The sequence below is a fragment of the Marivirga tractuosa DSM 4126 genome (assembly GCF_000183425.1).
Classification (GTDB): Bacteria; Bacteroidota; Bacteroidia; order Cytophagales; family Cyclobacteriaceae; genus Marivirga; species Marivirga tractuosa.
The window spans coordinates 1,125,890-1,144,660 of record NC_014759.1; the positions used below are offsets into that span (position 1 = coordinate 1,125,890).

Sequence of the window (18,771 nt, forward strand, 5' to 3'; positions counted from 1 at the left end):
TCGTTTAAGCAATAGCTATTTAAACTATTACTTCTTGATAATTCTTTTTGTTACACTCCCCTGTCCTGAAGTCAATTGTAATAAATAAGTTCCTTTTGCAAATTTTGACATATCGATAGATTGGCCATTTCTTGAATCCAACTTCACCTGATCCATAAAACGACCTGACAAGGTATAAATCATAACTTCAATTTCTCCAATATCTTTAATGTCAATATTCAAAATATCATCAACCGGGTTTGGATATAAATCAATCGCATTAGCAAGCGCCTTATTTGCATTCAAGACCTCTTCACTAAATGTATAGGCATCACTTGTTTTTATACAATTGGCTTTACTGACCTCTACAGTATAATCTCCTGATTCTTGAGCTACTAAAATTTTTCCTGTTTCATCAGGTAGTATCTCGTTATTTAAATACCATTGGTATCCTTCTCCCTCAACTGAACTTTCCAATACATTGTTTGACACCAAAATACCTGGTGTAGCTAAATCTGTCACTTCAATTGTGAAGTTAACCGTATTTGTACCACAACCATTCTCAGGAACTCCTGTCAAGGAGTACGTAGTTGTTTCTGTAGGAGCTAATTCCAAAATAGCAGAAGAGGTTTCTGCATGCAATTCTTCTCCTATAAATAGCTGATAACTATTCATGGCAACATTTGAGCTAAGATCAATTGAGACTGCTTCCCCTTTACAAACATTTTGATTTCCGATCTCCGCTATGGTAGCTGCTTCAAATAATTCAAACTCAACTATCTGGTTAGCAGTACGCACTCCACAATTATCATCAATAATATCAATTGTTAAGGTATGATTTCCAACTCCAAATTGATCAGAAGGCAAACTAAATTTCAAAACACTTTCATCATCTGCAGTTGCCGTAGCAATCACATTCTCTGCTTCCTTCAATCTATATTCTTTTCCTTTCTGTGGATTACTAATTTCAACCTTAATCAATTCAGCAGCACATTCATTTGAAGACTTCACTTCTAAATCAGTATTTATTTGCTCATATACATTAATTATAGCTTGATTTGAAGATAAAACAGGCTCGCAATTTCCACCCTCAATTTGTATATCTAATTCATTTAACCCCTGCCCTAGTTGGTTTGAATTGACATTAAACTCTAATTCACCATCCAGTTCGGCTGTTAAACTGCTTATATTTTCGCCCGCTAGTTGTAGGGTATAAACCTTTCCTGATTGTGCGTTTTCAATTACTATTGAAGTATTAGCGTCTCCACAGACATTCTCAGTGATCAAGCTAAGATTAGCATTAATATTTTCTTCTACTTCAATTTTTACTGACTCAGGAAATTCATACTGGGTACATTCTCCATATTTGGCAATAACTGTAAATTCATTTGAGCCCAAGGATAGATTAGTTTCAGGAATTTCCACAGCTTGTGCTGTTCCATCTCCAATTACACTAGTCACTAATGTATTTTCTTTAAAAATTTGATATTCAACACCTGATTGGCTAATAAAGCTTATATCAGCCGGAGTTTTCAAACATGAATTATTAGAACTAAAAGTTATATTTTGATCAATATCCAAATCATCAACTTCGATTTCTATTTGCTTATTTAAAGAACCATAAGCACATTCGTTCTTTTCAGCATAAATTGAAAATGTGTTAAGACCGGCCTTTAAGTATGTTGACTCAATAGTACCCGTAAATATAGTTCCATCACCCTTAATAGTTTGGATAGTATCATTCCCAGCCAGAATATAGTAATCTACACTATTTTCGGTATTTAGTTCAAAATTACCAGAAGTAGCTTCAGGGCAAATATTGCTTCCTATTACATTGGCATCAAGATTAATGTTACTACCAACAGTCTTCACTGTGAATGTTCCTACTTTCACAGAATCACAAGTTCCTGCCATTCCATAAACATCAAATGCATTTGTGACATCTTGTAATAAGGAGTCTGCAATCGAAATTGTTGCTTGCAACTGATTAGACACTTCCGATAATTTCACATCACCTTTATATATTGAATAGGAATGATTTTTATTGAGGTCTTCTAACAAATAAGAAGCTTCAGAGCTAGCGCAAGTCTCAATACTTGTCAGATTGCTTAAAGCTCCTATTCCTTTATTATTTAGCAGTAAACTAAATCTAGTTTTTGCTTTTGATTCCGCATCAGAATTAATTGTATAAGTATACTGAAAATCAGAATCAACTGAAATTATTTCATTTTCATAATTATCAATAAAATCAACTGTATAGTAATTTAACAGATTGTTAACCTGACTAAATGCTAGAGTAAAATCTCCTGTTTTAGATACTGACTCCATATTAACAGGGATTGAAATAGAACAGTCAGAATTCACTACTTTTGGTATGCTGTTGATTTTCAAATTCCTTCCATCATCACCAGTTGTTGATAATGTATAACCAAAACCGTTAATATTCAATCTTCTACTAGCATCAAATTCTTCATCGTAACCAAATGTGGCTTCATCTCTTAGCACTAAAACAATTTCATCGGATAAGTCATTATGAGCCATCTCAATTCGGAATAGTTCCAACGGTGCAGTTCGCTGGTATGTAGGATCTTGACCAACACTTTTGACTGATTCATCAGTTTCTAAAACTGGGGAAGTCGCATCGGTTCTTACCCAAAAAGCTTGCCCTGATGCAATATACTGAGAACCACCATTACTTGCTGTACCCCCAATATAAGTTGCAAAACTACCATCTGTTTTAGGGACATGAACTTCATTTGCAACATTAGTTTTAGTCCAGCCTGCTGCATCCCAATCAATTGGGGCAGCATATGGATTAGCCACTAAATTCCATGATTCTGCAGGATCACCATTATATTCAACAGGCATAGAAGCTGATTGTTGTTGCAATGTTCCTGTCACAGCTCCTACAATATTTGACGAACTATTTCTAATAAATGGAGAATAACCTCTTCCATTTTCAATCGAATTAGATGCAGCAGTTCCACTACTTGGATAAGCTACATAGGTGCTATTTGCAGCATCATAATAATAAAGAGAAGGATTAGATGAATTTAATGTAGATCCGTCATAAGTTCCAGAAGAAGGGTCATCAAAAGTTCCTGTAATTGGAAATTCTTCTTGCCAATCTGCAACTGTTGCATTGGTAACTGGAGAACCTAAGTATCTCCAAAATCTACCAGTGCTAAAATATCTTTCAACAGTTATATTACCTGAAATAGATGAGGTACTTGGAATCTGACCTACATAAGCAGCTTGAGATGAGGAAGTAGATAATAAAATCAATTGATTCGAACCTGCACCATCAACATCAAATGTAGTGTTTGCTCCTATAGTTATACCATCTGCAATTGTTATGCCAGCAGTATTGGTATTGTTGACTGTTCCACCGCTTACATTTAGTGTATTTAAAGCCAAAGCAGAAGATCCGCCAATATTTCTACTACCAGAACCATTAAGGTTTAAAGTTCCTCCATTATTAACAAATGATCCATTATTAATAAAGTTACCACTTGCTGTTAATGAATTAGGGCTGTTTAGAGTACCTTCAATTTGCACATTAGCAAATGTTGGGACAGTACCTGAAATAGAGGTAATGCCTCCAAAAATGACAGTGCCTCCGTTGGCATCAAATGAACCATTATTTGTTATATTCCCATTGATCTGAAAAGCATCATCAGCATCAGCAGTAACCACTCCGCTGCCTCCTATGGTAAAATCATTAACAGTAATGGGTTCTGATCCACCTAATTGAGACGTAGCATTAATCGTCAAGGTACCTGCTGAGCTACTCAAGGTACCATTATTAGTGATATCACCATTAACTGTCAAACTAGCTGCTGGATTAAATGTACCATTGACTGTTATACTTCCAAATGTTGGATTATTTTCGCCCGTAAGATTAGTCGTACCATCAAAAGTTATGGTAGAATTATTTAGTGTAGATCCTGCGTTAGCAACAAGATCACCATTTAACGAAATTGTATTCGCGCCAGCATTAAATGTACCATTGCTAAAAGTAAGAATACCGTTTACAGTAAAATCGTTCTGAACAGTTAAAATACCTGTTCCTCTTTTTTCAATATTGTTTATGGCGGTGGCAGAAGTTGGTAATTCGACACTGGTGTTTATAGCTGAGCTATTATCATAAATTAAATTATAATTACCTACTGCTGTTAAGGCATTTGTCAATGAACCATTTGTTCTTCTTTCTAAAGTGCCTCCATTTGCAATGCTAATGGCTGTACCATCTAGTGTTCCAGAATATAAGTTGAGGTTGGTTGCCGTAAAGTTAGAAGCAGCTGTATTTAAGGTAGCTGAAGCTCTATCTACTGTAATAGTATTAATATCTCCTGAAAATGACAGACTAGTAGGAAGTGTTCCAGCTCCATTAACTATTAAGGAAGAACTTACATTTGAAATTAAGCTACCAGCTGATTGAGTGTAATCACCACTAATTGTTAAACTATTGCCATTTAGAAGTAAATCACCGTTTGTTTGAGTTAAAGATCCATTTATTGTTAAGTCTCCACCTAATGTGACTGAGCCTGATGAAGTTCTATTGATGGTGAAATCATTTAACTCTTGAGTACCTACAAAACCCAGGGTACCAAATGCACCAGTACCTCCAATTGTTAAGTTTGAAAGTGATCCACCGGAAATTCCTCCGCTAGTGGTAGAAACTGTACCATTTAAAGTTAATAGGTTACCATCTCCAATATTTAATGTACCTGCTGTGAGTGTTAAAGTCCTTCCAGAACTAATAGTAACATCAGAACTCATATTTACTCCGCCACCTGTGTTGTTAATTGTAAGATTAACACCAGAAGCAGGGAAGCCATTTCCTAAAGCTTGGGTTGCAGTGCCATTATACTCAATTGTAGAACCTGTATTAAAGGTCCTTGTTCCTGAAACTCTGATTGAACCTGTTGTGGTTCCTGAAGTGATTCCTTCTGAATTTGCTGTTACTAAAGTAGAACCAGGCCCTATTTCAAAAGTACCAGAACCTGTTAAGAAATAAGTAGATACATCTAATGTTGAGGAGTTATTTATAGAAAAATTAATTGAATTAGAAAAATCCCCTCCAGTATTGGTGAAATTTTGAAGTCCCCCCCCACCAAAAATAATTGAATTAGTTCCTGTTCCTGTTTCAGTAATTGATCCAGCGATTATATTTAAGTCTCCATCCAAATCTACTGTAGTTCCAGAAGAACCAATTGATAAATTAACCCCATTACTTGAAGTATTTACATTAAAATCACCAACAACATTAATATTAACTGGCTGGGAATCTGTAGATTCTAATAGAGCTGAATTAGTTATATTAAAATTTCCAGAAACATTCCAAGTCATTGGATTACCAGAAAATGTGCAAGCAACATAAGTATTCGCTCCATCAAGATTTACATTACCTCCAACATTCAAAGTTAAAGACTGATTAAAGTCTGTAATATAAAGTATAATGCCGCCTGTATTATATACATTGAAATCACCGTTAGCAGTTGTAACGTAACCATCCATATCAAACCACCCTTGTCCCCCAGCAGTTAAATTAGGTGTATTCCACTCAAAATTACCAAAAGATTGCCCCCAGTTCCCAGTAGAACTTAAAATAGTTAATGAAGTATAACCTGTAACTTTTACGGTTGAGTTTAAATCCCATGATGCTGATGGCACAACCCCTTCTGTTGTAGTGAATTGATGATCGTAAACTGAACCTGAATCAAAAAATAAGTTAGCACTAGAAAAATTTGTTACTGACCCTTGATTTTCGAAAATGCCTAGAAATCTGGCTTGTCCTGCTGCACCACCCTTTCCCCCAGAACCAGTTCGAAATGTCCCTAAATTTCTTAATACCCCACCATTGTTAACTGTTATATCATCACCTGAACCATCATTGATTGTTAAGGCAATACCACTAGCAATTGTAATTTGACCACCATTGTTAACAGTTGCCTGATCAACAGTAACAGCTGCAGTTACAGTAACAGTATGCGTGTTTAATATACTAATTACTCCGTTAGCACTTGTTGGCGTATTAGCTGTGTTATCCCAACTACTTCCAGTCCACTCTTCCCAGGTATCTGAGTTATTCCAGTTACCTGTTTGGCGAGTTTGAAAATCGCCAGTAGCCTGCCCAATCCCAACACTCGCAACCCCAACAAAAAACAATATCGAAAGTAAAAATCTTTTCATATCTAATTTAATTAAAATCAACCGTTTGGAAATATCTCCTTTGACACAGCTTCATTTATTCTAACTACAAAAATACAAACATAATTACACATAAGGTAAGTAACCAACTACAAAATCTTACATTTAATCGAAAAATACTTAAAAATCCCTATAACCTAAGTGTAAATTGTTTAAATGACGTACGATTTTGGAAAAGGGTTGGATTTTTCAGGTTGGCAAGTTGAGAAGTTTACAGGTTGACAAGTTTGCTTGTTGGCAAGTTTGTGTGTGAAACTTATAGCTTTACAAATTAAACCCCATTAATTATATCTAAATCATATTTTTTGTTTCAACAAACTGGTGACCCCTCTCGAAGAATACAAAAATTGATAATTGAAGACACATCCATCACCCCACTTCCAACATCCTTCAAAACCAAAAAAGCTCCCCATCTCTGAGAAGCTTATTCGTATTTATATAATTTGTAATTCAATCTTTTTCTGGTCTGACCTTCGGTACTGACCTAATACCCATTGACCCATTTGCGTAGGAAATTCCCCCTTGGGGGGCTAGGGGGCTATTTCTCCCTCAAATGCCTTCTAATAATCTTACCTACATTCGACTTAGGTAATTCCTTCTCAAAAGAAACCGCTTTCGGGCATTTATAAGCTGTTAAGTTTTCCTTACAATAATCGATTACTTCTTGCTCGGTTAAGCTTTCATCTTTCTTCACTACAAAAGCTTTTACTACCTCGGTGGATTTTTCATCTGGAACACCAATTACAGCTACTTCCAATACTTTTTCCATACCGGCAATCACATCTTCAATCTCATTTGGATACACATTAAAGCCAGAAACATTAATCATATCCTTTTTCCTATCCACAATTTTGAAAAAACCGTCTCCATCTTGTACTCCAATATCACCTGTCCGGAACCACTCTCCATTGAAAAAAGTAGTATCATTCAATTCAGGTTTGTTCCAATAACCTGACATCACTTGGGGTCCTTTGCCACAAATCTCACCTGGCTCACCTAATGCCACTTCTTTCCCTTCCTCATCCAAAATCTTCATATCAGTGCTTGGTGTTGGCATACCAATTGTGCCAATTCTTTCTGTCCCATCCAATGGATTAACACTTAATACTGGAGAAGTTTCACTCAAACCATAACCTTCAACCAATGGCCCTCCAGTCAACTTTTTCCATTTTTCAGCAACAGCTCTTTGGACTGCCATACCACCTCCAATAGAGCCTTTCAAATGGGAAAAATCCACTTCTTTAATATTAGGCTGATTTAATAATCCGTTGAACAAGGTGTTTACACCAGTCATTAGAGTAAATGGATGCTTTTTCAATTCTTTAATGAAAGCTGGCATATCCCGAGGATTGGTAATCAGAATGCTTTTGGCTCCAATACTGAACATTAAGACACCATTTACCGCAAGTGCAAAAATATGATATAGTGGCAATGCTGTAATCATTTGCTCTTGCAGCCCTTCGGTAAATAATGGCTTAAACCACTCTTTAGTTTGCATAGTGTGTGCAACTAAATTACGATGTGATAATTGCGCTCCCTTACTAACACCAGTAGTTCCACCTGTGTATTGTAAAAAGGCTAAGTCGGAAGGTTCTATTTCAGGTTTTTTGAAAGTATGAGTCTTTCCCTTCTTTAAAACTTCTTTCCACTTGATTGCAGTTGGTAAATTATAGCTAGGCACCATCTTTTTGATGTTCTTCACTACAAAATTGACAATACTGCCTTTTAATCCGCCTAGCATATCGCCTAATTGAGTAACAATAACGGTTTTAATTTCCGTTTCATCCAAAATCTTCTCCAGATTACTCGCAAAGTTGGCTACGATCACAATGGCTTTGGCTCCAGAATCTTTAAACTGATGCGCCATTTCTCTTGCAGTATAAAGCGGGTTGGTTCCCACTACAATTACACCAGCTTTCAAAGCTCCTATCATAGCAATGGGATATTGCAAACAATTCGGCATTTGAATAGCCATTCTATCACCCTTTTTCAAACCTACCTCGTTCTGCAAATAAGCAGCGAAATTATTAGATAATTCATCTACCTCAGCATAAGTCAATACCTTGCCCATATTCTCATAGGCTTCATTACTGCCATGCTTCTGGAAAACTTCTTCAAATAATTCGGGGAGGTTTTTATATTGGTCGGGGTTTATCTCTCTCGGTACTCCTTTAGGGTAATGATTGTACCATGGAAAATCGCTCATAGTCGTATATTTAGTTTCAATTTTATCGTTTCGGATCGGAAATTAATAAAAAATATTATTCTTACATAGACCTATTTCAATCAACATTCATACAGCTGTCACGAATATTGCAAAATAAACTGTAAATCAATTGGTTAGAGATTTAAGTATTAAGTCTTAGGTTATAAGTTTTGGGTATGAGGTACAGAGTACAGTGAAAAAGGAAAATCTGCCGTTTGTATATCGAAAGTGGTAAATGCTCGTTCCTTTGGAACTTTTTAAACAGAGTTTTAAGTATTAAGTATTCGAAGTCTTTCCAGCCAAAAGCTGATCAGCCTTCGGCTGAAAACTGAATTTCAAAGAAGATAACAAAGTGAAAGAGAGTGTAGCATAGAAGGGAGATTCAGAGCTAATCAAATATTCTAGACTCTAGGTTCTTGATTCTTGAATCTATCCTCAACACTTCCCTACCTCAAAACGTACACACTTTCAATAGCAAACATCTATAATTCGATAAGTAAAAAATATAGTTTTTTGATAACTAAAACGCACAATTTGTGTTAGCTTTGTAACTTAATTGAAATTAGTCTAAATAATTCATATATGAGTAAAGACGATCAAATACTGGAAGAATTTGCCTCTAAGGAATATGAGCATGGTTGGACAGTAGATTTTGAAGCAGACTCAGCTCCTCCGGGGCTAAACGAAGATATAGTACGATTTATCTCTGCCAAAAAAGAAGAGCCAGAATGGCTTTTGGAGTGGAGATTAAAAGCATACAGGAATTGGAGAAAAATGGCAGAGCCTAAATGGGCAAATGTTCATTACCCAAAACCTGAATTCGAAGACATTATCTATTACTCTGCACCTAAACCTAAGGATAAACCTAAGAGTTTGGATGAGGTAGACCCTGAAATGAGAAAAACCTTCGAAAGATTGGGCATTTCTCTTACAGAACAGAAAAGATTGACTGGCGTTGCGGTTGATGCCGTAATGGATTCAGTTTCTGTTGGAACTACCTTCAAAAAACAATTAGGAGAATTAGGAATCATATTTTGTTCATTCAGCGAAGCGGTAAAAGAGCATCCTGAATTAGTTAAAAAATACATTGGCTCAGTGGTTCCGTCAAACGATAACTTCTACGCTGCATTGAATTCAGCTGTATTCTCTGATGGTTCATTTTGTTATATTCCAAAAGGAGTAAGATGTCCTGTGGAGCTTTCAACTTATTTTAGGATTAATGCTGCTAATACTGGCCAGTTCGAGAGAACATTAATCGTAGCAGAAGATGATTCATATGTAAGTTACTTAGAAGGCTGTACGGCACCAATGCGTGATGAAAACCAATTGCATGCGGCAGTAGTAGAGATTTACGCAGCTAAAAATGCTGAAGTAAAATACTCTACTGTGCAAAACTGGTATCCTGGTGATAAAAATGGCAAGGGAGGTATTTACAACTTCGTAACTAAAAGAGGAATTTGCGCTGGTGACTATGCAAAAATTGCATGGACACAAGTAGAAACTGGCTCTGCTGTTACTTGGAAATACCCTAGCTGTATCTTAAAAGGAGATTATTCTCAAGGAGAATTTTACTCTGTTGCAGTAACAAACAACATGCAACAAGCCGATACAGGAACCAAAATGATTCACATTGGAAAGAACACCAAAAGTAGAATTGTTTCCAAAGGAGTATCAGGCGGAAAAAGCCAAAACTCCTACAGAGGATTGGTAGAAATCCACAAAAGAGCAGAAAATTCAAGAAACTTCTCTCAATGTGACTCCTTATTAATGGGTGATAAATGTGGAGCGCATACATTCCCATACATAGAAATCAAAAACAAATCTGCACAAGTAGAACACGAAGCAACGACTTCAAAAATTGGTGAAGACCAGATTTTCTACTGTCAGCAGAGAGGAATAGATGAGGAAAGTGCAGTAGCATTGATTGTAAATGGTTACTGTAAAGAAGTATTGAACAATTTACCTATGGAGTTTGCAGTTGAGGCACAGAAATTACTGGCCTTGACCTTAGAAGGTTCTGTTGGGTAAATAGTATTGAGTACTGAGATGATGGTCGGTGTGCCACCGACCATGGTCAAACCTGTTCCCTGGTCGGTGGCACACCGACCAGAAAAGAAAGGAATAGAATTAAAAGAAGAATAATTTTTAGAAATAAGCATATATCATAATGTTATCAATTAAAAATTTGCACGCCTCAATTGAAGGCAAAGAAATATTAAAAGGCATCAACTTGGAAGTAAAGCCAGGTGAAGTTCATGCCATCATGGGGCCAAATGGTTCCGGAAAAAGTACTTTAGCCTCTGTTTTAGCTGGTAGAGAAGATTATACCGTTGACTCAGGCGAAATCACTTTCAATGGAAACGATTTATTGGAATTAGAAGCTGACGAAAGAGCTAAAGAAGGTGTTTTCTTGGCTTTTCAATATCCTATTGAAATCCCAGGTGTAAGCACAACCAACTTTATGAAAACGGCTTTAAATAAAATCCGTGAGCATAAAGGTTTAGAGCCTTTGGATGCTGTTTCTTTCCTAGCCAAAATGAAAGAGAAAATGAAGTTGGTTGAAATTGATCAAGCCTTATTGAGCCGCTCATTAAATGAAGGTTTCTCTGGTGGGGAAAAGAAAAGAAATGAAATTTTCCAAATGGCGATGTTAGAGCCTACACTTTCCATCCTTGATGAAACTGATTCCGGTTTGGATATTGATGCCTTGCGAATTGTAGCAAATGGTGTTAATAAACTAAAAAATGATGACAATGCAACAGTAGTGGTAACACACTATCAAAGGCTATTGGATTATATCGTACCAGATTTTGTTCATGTTTTATTCGATGGTAAAATCGTTAAAACTGGCGGAAAAGAGCTAGCACATAAGCTGGAAGAAAAAGGCTACGATTGGATTAAGGAAGAAGCAAGCATTGCATAATTTTAATCAGCAATACATATGAGTAAATTGATTAAAGAAGATATAGATAAATTTTTCATTGGGCAATTTAAAGCTTTTGAAAGCTCTCTTAACGGAGAAAGTAAAAAGCCATTGCACGCAAAGAGAAAACAAGCAATTGATAATTTCAAGGAGCTTGGTTTTCCTCATGCAAAACATGAAGAATATAAGTACAGTAATGTAGCCAAGATGTTTGGCAAGCTTTTTAATGTGGGAAATCTGTCTGACGATAGCTTTTCATTAAGTTTAGATGAAGCTTCTAAGTACTTTATTCCTGAGTTGGATGCCATTCGTTTGGTATTTGTAAATGGAGTATTGGATAATAAATTATCTGATATGGAGACACTTCCGAAAGGGGTACATATCCAAGCTATCAAAACTGCAGCGGATGATTATGCTGAAGATTTTGAGAAGCATTTCAACACCCATGAAATAGAAGGTGCTGATAATTTTTCTGAATTGAATACGGCATTTACAAATGGTGGAGTATTTGTGAAAATTGATGCTAATGCAGTTGTAGAAACACCAATTGCTTGCTATTATTTTAATGATGCTAAAAATGCAGATGTTATCAGTCAGCCAAGAAATTTGGTGATTGCCAAGAAAAATAGTCAAGCCTCACTGATTGAATCTTATGTCACCTTAGGTGAAAACACAAGTTTCACCAATGCAGTGACTGAAATTGTGATGGAAGACGATTGTGTTTTCAATTACTACAAATATCAGAATGAATCTGATCAGGCTATTCAAGTTGGGGCTACTATGGTGCACCAATTAGGAAAATCTGTTTTCAATGGTGTGACTTTAAGTTTAAATGGAGCTATGCTTCGAAACAACTTAAATACTGCCATACATAAAGAGCATTCAGAAACCAATATGTACGGATTGTATCTATTGGATAGAAAAACTCATGTTGATAACCACACTGTAGTGGACCATAAAGTACCGAATTGCGAAAGTAATGAGATGTACAAAGGTATTTTAGATGGTCAATCAAGAGGGGTTTTCAATGGTAAAATATTTGTAAGGCAAGATGCTCAAAAAACCAATGCATTTCAATCGAATAGAAATGTAGTGCTTTCTGATGATGCTGAGGTAGATACAAAACCACAATTGGAAATATGGGCAGATGACGTGCAATGTTCTCACGGTGCCACAGTAGGGCAACTGGATGTAGATCAGCTATTCTACTTAAGAGCCAGAGGAATTGATAAGCATACGGCTAAATCAATGTTATTAAATGCTTTTGCATCTGATGTTTTAAGCAATATTAAAATTGAAGCTTTCAGAACATTAATTGAAGGCAAAATTAACGAAAGATTATAAACACTTTATTAAGTAAAAATATCCCCGTTTTATAGAGGATTATAGCTCGATTAGGTTAAGGATTTTTAGCAGGGATTGCTTAAAAATAAGGTTGCTCCTACGGAGCTTGGTTAGCCGTTTTGCATGAAAATTACCATAATATAGCCCTCTGGGGCTGAATTAAAGTAAATAAAGATTAAAAAATGGAATTAATTTATATCTGCTATTTTACCTTGTAGTAAAAATCAAAACACAATAATATTGTAAGTCCCATAGGGACGAACTTATGGTAACAAAAATATAGACATATATGAACAAGCTCCGTAGGAGCAACCTTATAACCTAAACATTTTAGGACTTGAAAATATATAAAAGCACAAATGATTAGTTTACAAGAATGTAAAACTAGTCTTTGTTGTTAAAGACAAGATTATAAATATAAAGAATATGAGCACAGCAGTAGCACCAAAATTGGATATTCAAAAAATCAGAAAAGACTTTCCCATCCTTGAACAAAAAGTGAACGGAAAGCCTTTGATTTATTTTGATAATGCTGCTACCACTCAAAAGCCCAAACAGGTGATTAACGCTATCTCAGAATATTATGAAGGTTATAATGCCAATATTCACAGAGGTTTACATTCGCTTGCTGAAAAAGCTACGACTGCTTTCGAAGACAGCAGAAAGGTTTTTCAAAAGTTCATTAATGCAGCTGAAGTGGAAGAAGTGATTTTCACCAAGGGCACTACTGATGGAATCAATCTGATAGCCAATGCTTACGGTAGAAAATTTCTTCAAGAAGGTGATGAAATCTTAATCACTGCAATGGAGCATCACTCGAACATAGTGCCCTGGCAAATGATAGCAGAAGAAAAGGGTGCAATTTTGAAAGTAGTTCCTGTGAATGCTAAAGGTGAAATTTCACTTGATGATGTTGAGAAACTAATTACTGATAAAACTAAAATTGTATCGGTGGTTTATGCTTCCAATTCATTAGGTACTGTTAATCCTGTTAAAGATATTGCAAAATTAGCGCACGCTAAAAATGCGCTGATGGTAGTGGATGGAGCACAAGCTTCTTCTCACTGTGTAGTAGATGTACAAAATTTAGATTGCGATTTTTATGCGACTTCTGGTCATAAAATGTATGGTCCAACAGGCTGCGGAATTTTGTATGGAAAAAGAGCCATTTTAGAAGAAATGACGCCTTACCAAGGCGGTGGGGAAATGATTGATAATGTGAGTTTTGAAAAAACCACTTATAATGACATTCCTTATAAATTTGAAGCGGGTACTCCTAATATTGCTGATGTTGTGGCTTTAAAAAAGGCTGCAGAATATATTGATGCAATCGGAAAAGATAATATAATGGCACATGAACAAGCTTTGACTCAACATGCTCATGAAAGATTATCAGAAGTGCCTGGAATTAATTTCTATGGTACAGCAGCTGAAAAAGTAAGCGTAGTGTCCTTTACAATTGATAATGTTCATCCGTATGATGCAGGGATGATGCTAGATGCAAAAGGCATTGCAGTAAGAACGGGACATCATTGCACGCAACCATTAATGGATCATTTCGGAATTGAAGGAACGATTAGGGCTTCCTTCTCTGTTTACAATACAATAGAAGAAATTGATTTTTTTGCAGACTCTTTAAAAGATATAGTGGCAAAATTTAGTTAAAAATTAGTCAATGGCTGACAATACAATCAACGCAAAACAAGACGAGATAATAGGACAGTTCTCCATGTTGGACGGAGACATGGAAATGATGATAGGTTATTTGATTGAGCTTGGAGAAAAGCTTCCTGAAATGCCTGAATCATTAAAAACTGAAGATAATATAGTAAAAGGTTGCCAATCAAAAGTATGGTTGACTGCAGATGAAAATGAGGGGAAACTTCATTTTCAAGCAGATAGTAATACCGCCATTACAAAAGGATTGGTTAGCCTATTAGTTTCTATTTTAAACAATGGCAGAATAGATGATGTCTTAAATGCCGATTTATATTTTGTTCATAAAATAGGCATGAATCGTTTTATAGGGACGCAAAGGTCAAATGGTTTTTTATCCATGATCAAACAAATCAAAATGTATGCGTTGGCGTATAAAACAAAATTAGAAAATGAAGCTTAAATTGATGCATTATGGCAGAAGAAACAAAATTTGAAAAGAAAACAGAAGTTCCCAATTTAAGAGATAAAGTGCTGGAAGCCATCAAGTCAGTTTACGACCCTGAGATTCCTGTTGATATTTACGAATTAGGATTGATTTACGAGGTGAATGTATATCCGGTAAACAATGTATATATCCTAATGACTTTAACTTCTCCCTCCTGCCCTGCTGCGGAAGAAATTCCAAGCGAGGTTGAGATGAAAGTGAAGTCTATTGAAGGTGTAAGTGATGTGAAAGTGGAATTGACTTTTGACCCACCGTACTCTCAGGAAATGATGAGCGAGGCAGCGAAACTTGAATTAGGCTTTATGTAAAGCTCCCTAGATCACAAAGAGGGAAGTTTCATGTAAGGAGTAATTAAATGTGTACAATAAATTAAAATAGAAATGGTGAGATTTAACTGATTTAGTATAAAATCTCATCATCATAAATCTTAAATATATAAATATGTATCCTGAAGAATTAGTAGCACCAATGCGTGCAGATTTAACAGAAGTTGGTTTTGAGGAATTCAAAACAGCTGATCAGGTGGCTGAGCACCTAAAAGACCATAAAGGAACTTCTTTAATGGTAATCAATTCAGTATGTGGTTGTGCTGCAGGTGCAGCTAGACCAGGCGTTAAGTGGGCAGTTCAACAAAGTCCGAAGAAGCCTGATAACTTGACAACTGTTTTCGCTGGTGTTGACCAGGAAGCAGTGGCAAAAGCTAGAGAGTTAACGGCTCCTTATCCGCCATCTTCGCCTTCTATTGCTTTATTTAAAGACGGTGAATTGGTTCACTTTGTAGAAAGACACCACATTGAAGGAAGAACTGCTGAAATGATTGGAAATCATTTGGTGCAGGTTTTTGAGGAGTATTGTTAAGAGAGATGCTAGAACATATAGTCTAGAATCTAGACTAAAAAGGTTGTTGGAATAATCCAACAACCTTTTTTTATGAATTCTTCTTATTTTATTATTAACCTGAGTTTCGAAATAAGCAATTAGACGGTTCTAACCATCAAACCGCATGCATCACTGCCTTATTCTTACTGATAATCAGCAGGAATCTCCCTCGCTTTAGTTTTCTTTTCAAAAGCATAGGCAATTTTCAATAATTTCTCTTCTGAATATGGTGCTGCAATGAACGTTATGCCTTTTGGCTGACCGTCTTTCTCATACCCCATCGGTACAGTCAAGGCCGGATGATGAGCCACTGCTGCATATCCTGCACTCCAATTATTGATAGATAAAACAGCATCTAATTCATTCTCATTCATCATCGTTTCAAAATACCTTCTTCCTTCACTCATTAAGCGAGTTTTCAAACTATCAAATTCCATTGCAGAGGTAGAATCATTTACTATCCCATCAAATCTGGCTTGTCCATAAGGAATTCTAGTAGCTGAATCCTCTAAATTAAATTGAATCACATCCTGAACTGAACGTAGTTCAACACTTGGGCCAGCATAATTTTCAAAGTAGTGCGGCAAATCCGCTTTCATATCTAAATTCAATAAGGTTAGAAAACCAGATAGATCTACTTCTGGGGCTTCTACTTCAACTAATTCAGCTCCCAATTCTTCCAACTGCTTAACATTGACTTTATATAAAGAATCTTCCAAAAATCCTTTCATCACTCCCAATCGCATGCCTTCTAAATTACTTTCCTTTAAAGATTTCCAGTAATCTTTTTCAGGTGAGTTGCCAACAGTTACCTCATCTTCAGAATCTTCACCAGTTAAAGCTGAAAGGATAATTGCATTATCCATTACATTTTTGGTCATCGGACCAGGGGTGTCTAAAGTACTGGAAATTGGTACTATCCCTCCTCTACTTAATAAACCAACAGTTGGCTTTAATCCTACAATAGAATTTGAACTGGAAGGGGATAAAATAGAACCAGAAGTTTCTGTTCCAATTGCACCAGCTGCGTAATTTGCTGCCATGGAAGAACCACTACCTGAGCTAGAACCGCCCGTATCAAACTCTCCTCTTCCATAAGGATTCAACGTTTGCCCACCGATGGCGCTATAGCCATTCGGGCAACCATCACATAGAAAATTCGCCCACTCACTCAAACTAGACTTACCTAATATAATTGCTCCGCTGTTCTCCAAACGACTAACTATATGAGCATCACCAGTTTGATTATTCTGCAAAGCCACTGCTCCTGCTGTGGTTGGTATTCCTTCAAAATTGATATTATCTTTTAACAAAATGGGCATTCCATAAATGGGATGTTGATCACCTGACTTACCTTCATCTCTTGCTATTGCTTCTTCAACTGCAGTAGGATTAATAGATATTATATTATTTAAAGTGCTCAAACTATCATTTTCAAACAGGGCAATTCTATACAAATACCACTGCGTTAATTCTTTATAGTTCAGCCTACTATCTGAAATGGCATTTTGCATACTCATCATATCCTGTTCCAGAATAAGTGGCTTTAAACGCTTATAATCATCAGCGCTAAAATCACTGATTTGAGGTTCAATTTGCTTCCATAAATCATTTCTATCACTTACTTTGGATTGGATCAATTTATAGCGCATGTATTCGGACTCATGATCAGCATTCTTAGCAATTATGGCAGTTTCATCATAAGGAACCCAAGTCTCTATTTCTGTATCTGGCTTTTTATCACAAGCCCAAATAACCAAAAGCAGCAAGTAAAATATTCTTCTCATAGTATGAAATTTTGTAATTATATTAATCAAAAATCAAGATAACAATTTACAAAGCTTTAGATTCAGACATTATCAATTTTACATCATTGGTTAATTTGAGTGGTAATTAATAAAAATCAGAACCGTTAATAAAAACTCCCCAATAAAACTTCCCTTCCCTCAATTCTTGATGTTCTTTAAAGAGATATGAGTTACCATCTTTATCCACCATAGGGACATGACGACTCTTTGCAGTATTCCATCTTCTAGGCCAAATCGGTAAATCATGCATGAATTTATTCTGAATTAAATTCCTTATTTTCTCATGATCATAACCAGATGAAATTCTTAACTGATTTCCAAAAGGCAGTTGTCGAGTATAATCGATAGCAAGAATTCCATGAGAATATTTTCCGTAAGGTGTATCGCTTAAATCAAAATAGCCATAGCGTGAAAAATCTGACGAATTAACTCTTTTGGTATCAGGATCATCCTTATTTCCAGTCCAGAATAAAAAGGAAGAGGCAATACTTTGAAGTGAATCCTGATATCCTATTCTCAGGGCTGCAGTTCGAAATTTATCCACTGTTTCTGCAGCCAACAGATCGTTTTCATGAAGGAGAAAAAAATGTCCAAAATTCAACCCTATTTCTCCTGTAGGTTGACTAGTATTCCAGTTATTGAAGTAATAGCGATAGAAATAATGAAATTGATAGAAAGCTCGACTACTAAAGGGCGAATTACTAATGGCTCGAAAAATAATCGGCCTTCGATCAAATGCTGTTGCCAGTTTTATTCCCGCTATATGCTGAAAAGAATTTTCATAGTATCCGAAGTCTTTAAAGGTATAGAAAAAATTGTATTGAAAACTGACATTGGCATAAGACTGACCAAAAGTACTGCTCAGGCTTAACCCTACCCTGTTTTGATGAGAACCAAATTGCAAACTTATTCCACCACTTACATAATATTTTAAACTATTACCCTTACTATTCCACTCTTGGGCACATATTTTATTGGTATAGAGGCATACTAATACTAAGCTGACAAAAAAGATTGGTTTATGCACTTCCTTTCTAAAAATCAATTTTAATTTATTGAATAACATCTCCTTGTAGGAATTATATATGCTGTTGCATAGCGTATAATAAAAAGCAATCTAAATCCATCATTTGTAATTAACGCTAGTGGCAATTATAAATAATTCAGATCATCAGTTTAACAAAGCTATTTTAAAGCAAAGTATCAGTATTAAACTTTAAATAACAAAAATCACTATACTTGTGGTAAGATATCA

Annotated in this window: 11 protein-coding genes; 7 read left to right on the forward strand and 4 right to left on the reverse strand. The window is 35.9% G+C overall.

Features of this window, described 5'->3' with window-relative positions; translation table 11 throughout:
* Positions 1-27 precede the first annotated feature (27 nt).
* Both FTRAC_RS04555 and FTRAC_RS04560 read right to left on the reverse strand, forming a co-directional pair.
* Positions 28-6,174, reverse strand: a complete 6,147-nt coding sequence (locus FTRAC_RS04555; RefSeq protein WP_013453057.1) for a T9SS type A sorting domain-containing protein — start codon at positions 6,172-6,174, stop codon at positions 28-30.
* A gap of 556 nt (positions 6,175-6,730) precedes the next feature.
* Positions 6,731-8,398, reverse strand: a complete 1,668-nt coding sequence (locus FTRAC_RS04560) for an AMP-binding protein (protein ID WP_013453058.1) — start codon at positions 8,396-8,398, stop codon at positions 6,731-6,733.
* A gap of 582 nt (positions 8,399-8,980) precedes the next feature.
* Between FTRAC_RS04560 and sufB the strand changes: the two genes are divergently transcribed.
* From sufB to FTRAC_RS04595, 7 genes are all read left to right on the forward strand, one after another.
* Positions 8,981-10,426, forward strand: coding sequence for a Fe-S cluster assembly protein SufB (gene sufB, locus FTRAC_RS04565; protein WP_013453059.1), 1,446 nt, complete (start codon positions 8,981-8,983; stop codon positions 10,424-10,426).
* A 139-nt stretch (positions 10,427-10,565) separates the two neighbouring features.
* Positions 10,566-11,321, forward strand: coding sequence for a Fe-S cluster assembly ATPase SufC (sufC, locus tag FTRAC_RS04570; RefSeq protein WP_013453061.1), 756 nt, complete (start codon positions 10,566-10,568; stop codon positions 11,319-11,321).
* 18 nt (positions 11,322-11,339) lie between these two features.
* Positions 11,340-12,665 (forward strand): Fe-S cluster assembly protein SufD, encoded by a 1,326-nt coding sequence (gene sufD, locus FTRAC_RS04575; protein ID WP_013453062.1) that lies wholly within the window; start codon positions 11,340-11,342, stop codon positions 12,663-12,665.
* A gap of 426 nt (positions 12,666-13,091) precedes the next feature.
* The gene (locus FTRAC_RS04580; RefSeq protein ID WP_013453063.1) at positions 13,092-14,330 is read left to right on the forward strand and encodes an aminotransferase class V-fold PLP-dependent enzyme; all 1,239 of its coding nucleotides are present in this window, start codon (positions 13,092-13,094) and stop codon (positions 14,328-14,330) included.
* Positions 14,331-14,340: 10 nt separating this feature from the next.
* Positions 14,341-14,784, forward strand: a complete 444-nt coding sequence (locus FTRAC_RS04585) for a SufE family protein (RefSeq protein WP_013453064.1) — start codon at positions 14,341-14,343, stop codon at positions 14,782-14,784.
* 11 nt (positions 14,785-14,795) lie between these two features.
* Positions 14,796-15,137: an SUF system Fe-S cluster assembly protein gene (locus FTRAC_RS04590; RefSeq protein ID WP_013453065.1), complete on the forward strand. Its 342-nt coding sequence runs from the start codon at positions 14,796-14,798 to the stop codon at positions 15,135-15,137.
* Positions 15,138-15,270: 133 nt separating this feature from the next.
* The gene (locus FTRAC_RS04595; RefSeq protein ID WP_013453066.1) at positions 15,271-15,687 is read left to right on the forward strand and encodes a BrxA/BrxB family bacilliredoxin; all 417 of its coding nucleotides are present in this window, start codon (positions 15,271-15,273) and stop codon (positions 15,685-15,687) included.
* A gap of 164 nt (positions 15,688-15,851) precedes the next feature.
* Here FTRAC_RS04595 and FTRAC_RS04600 read toward each other — a convergent pair whose 3' ends face one another.
* Together FTRAC_RS04600 and FTRAC_RS04605 are read right to left on the reverse strand one after the other, a co-directional pair.
* A complete protein-coding gene (locus FTRAC_RS04600; protein WP_013453067.1) occupies positions 15,852-17,495 on the reverse strand; it encodes an amidase family protein in 1,644 nt (547 codons plus the stop codon).
* A gap of 106 nt (positions 17,496-17,601) precedes the next feature.
* Positions 17,602-18,582 (reverse strand): polymorphic toxin type 23 domain-containing protein, encoded by a 981-nt coding sequence (locus tag FTRAC_RS04605; RefSeq protein ID WP_013453068.1) that lies wholly within the window; start codon positions 18,580-18,582, stop codon positions 17,602-17,604.
* Positions 18,583-18,771 lie beyond the last annotated feature (189 nt).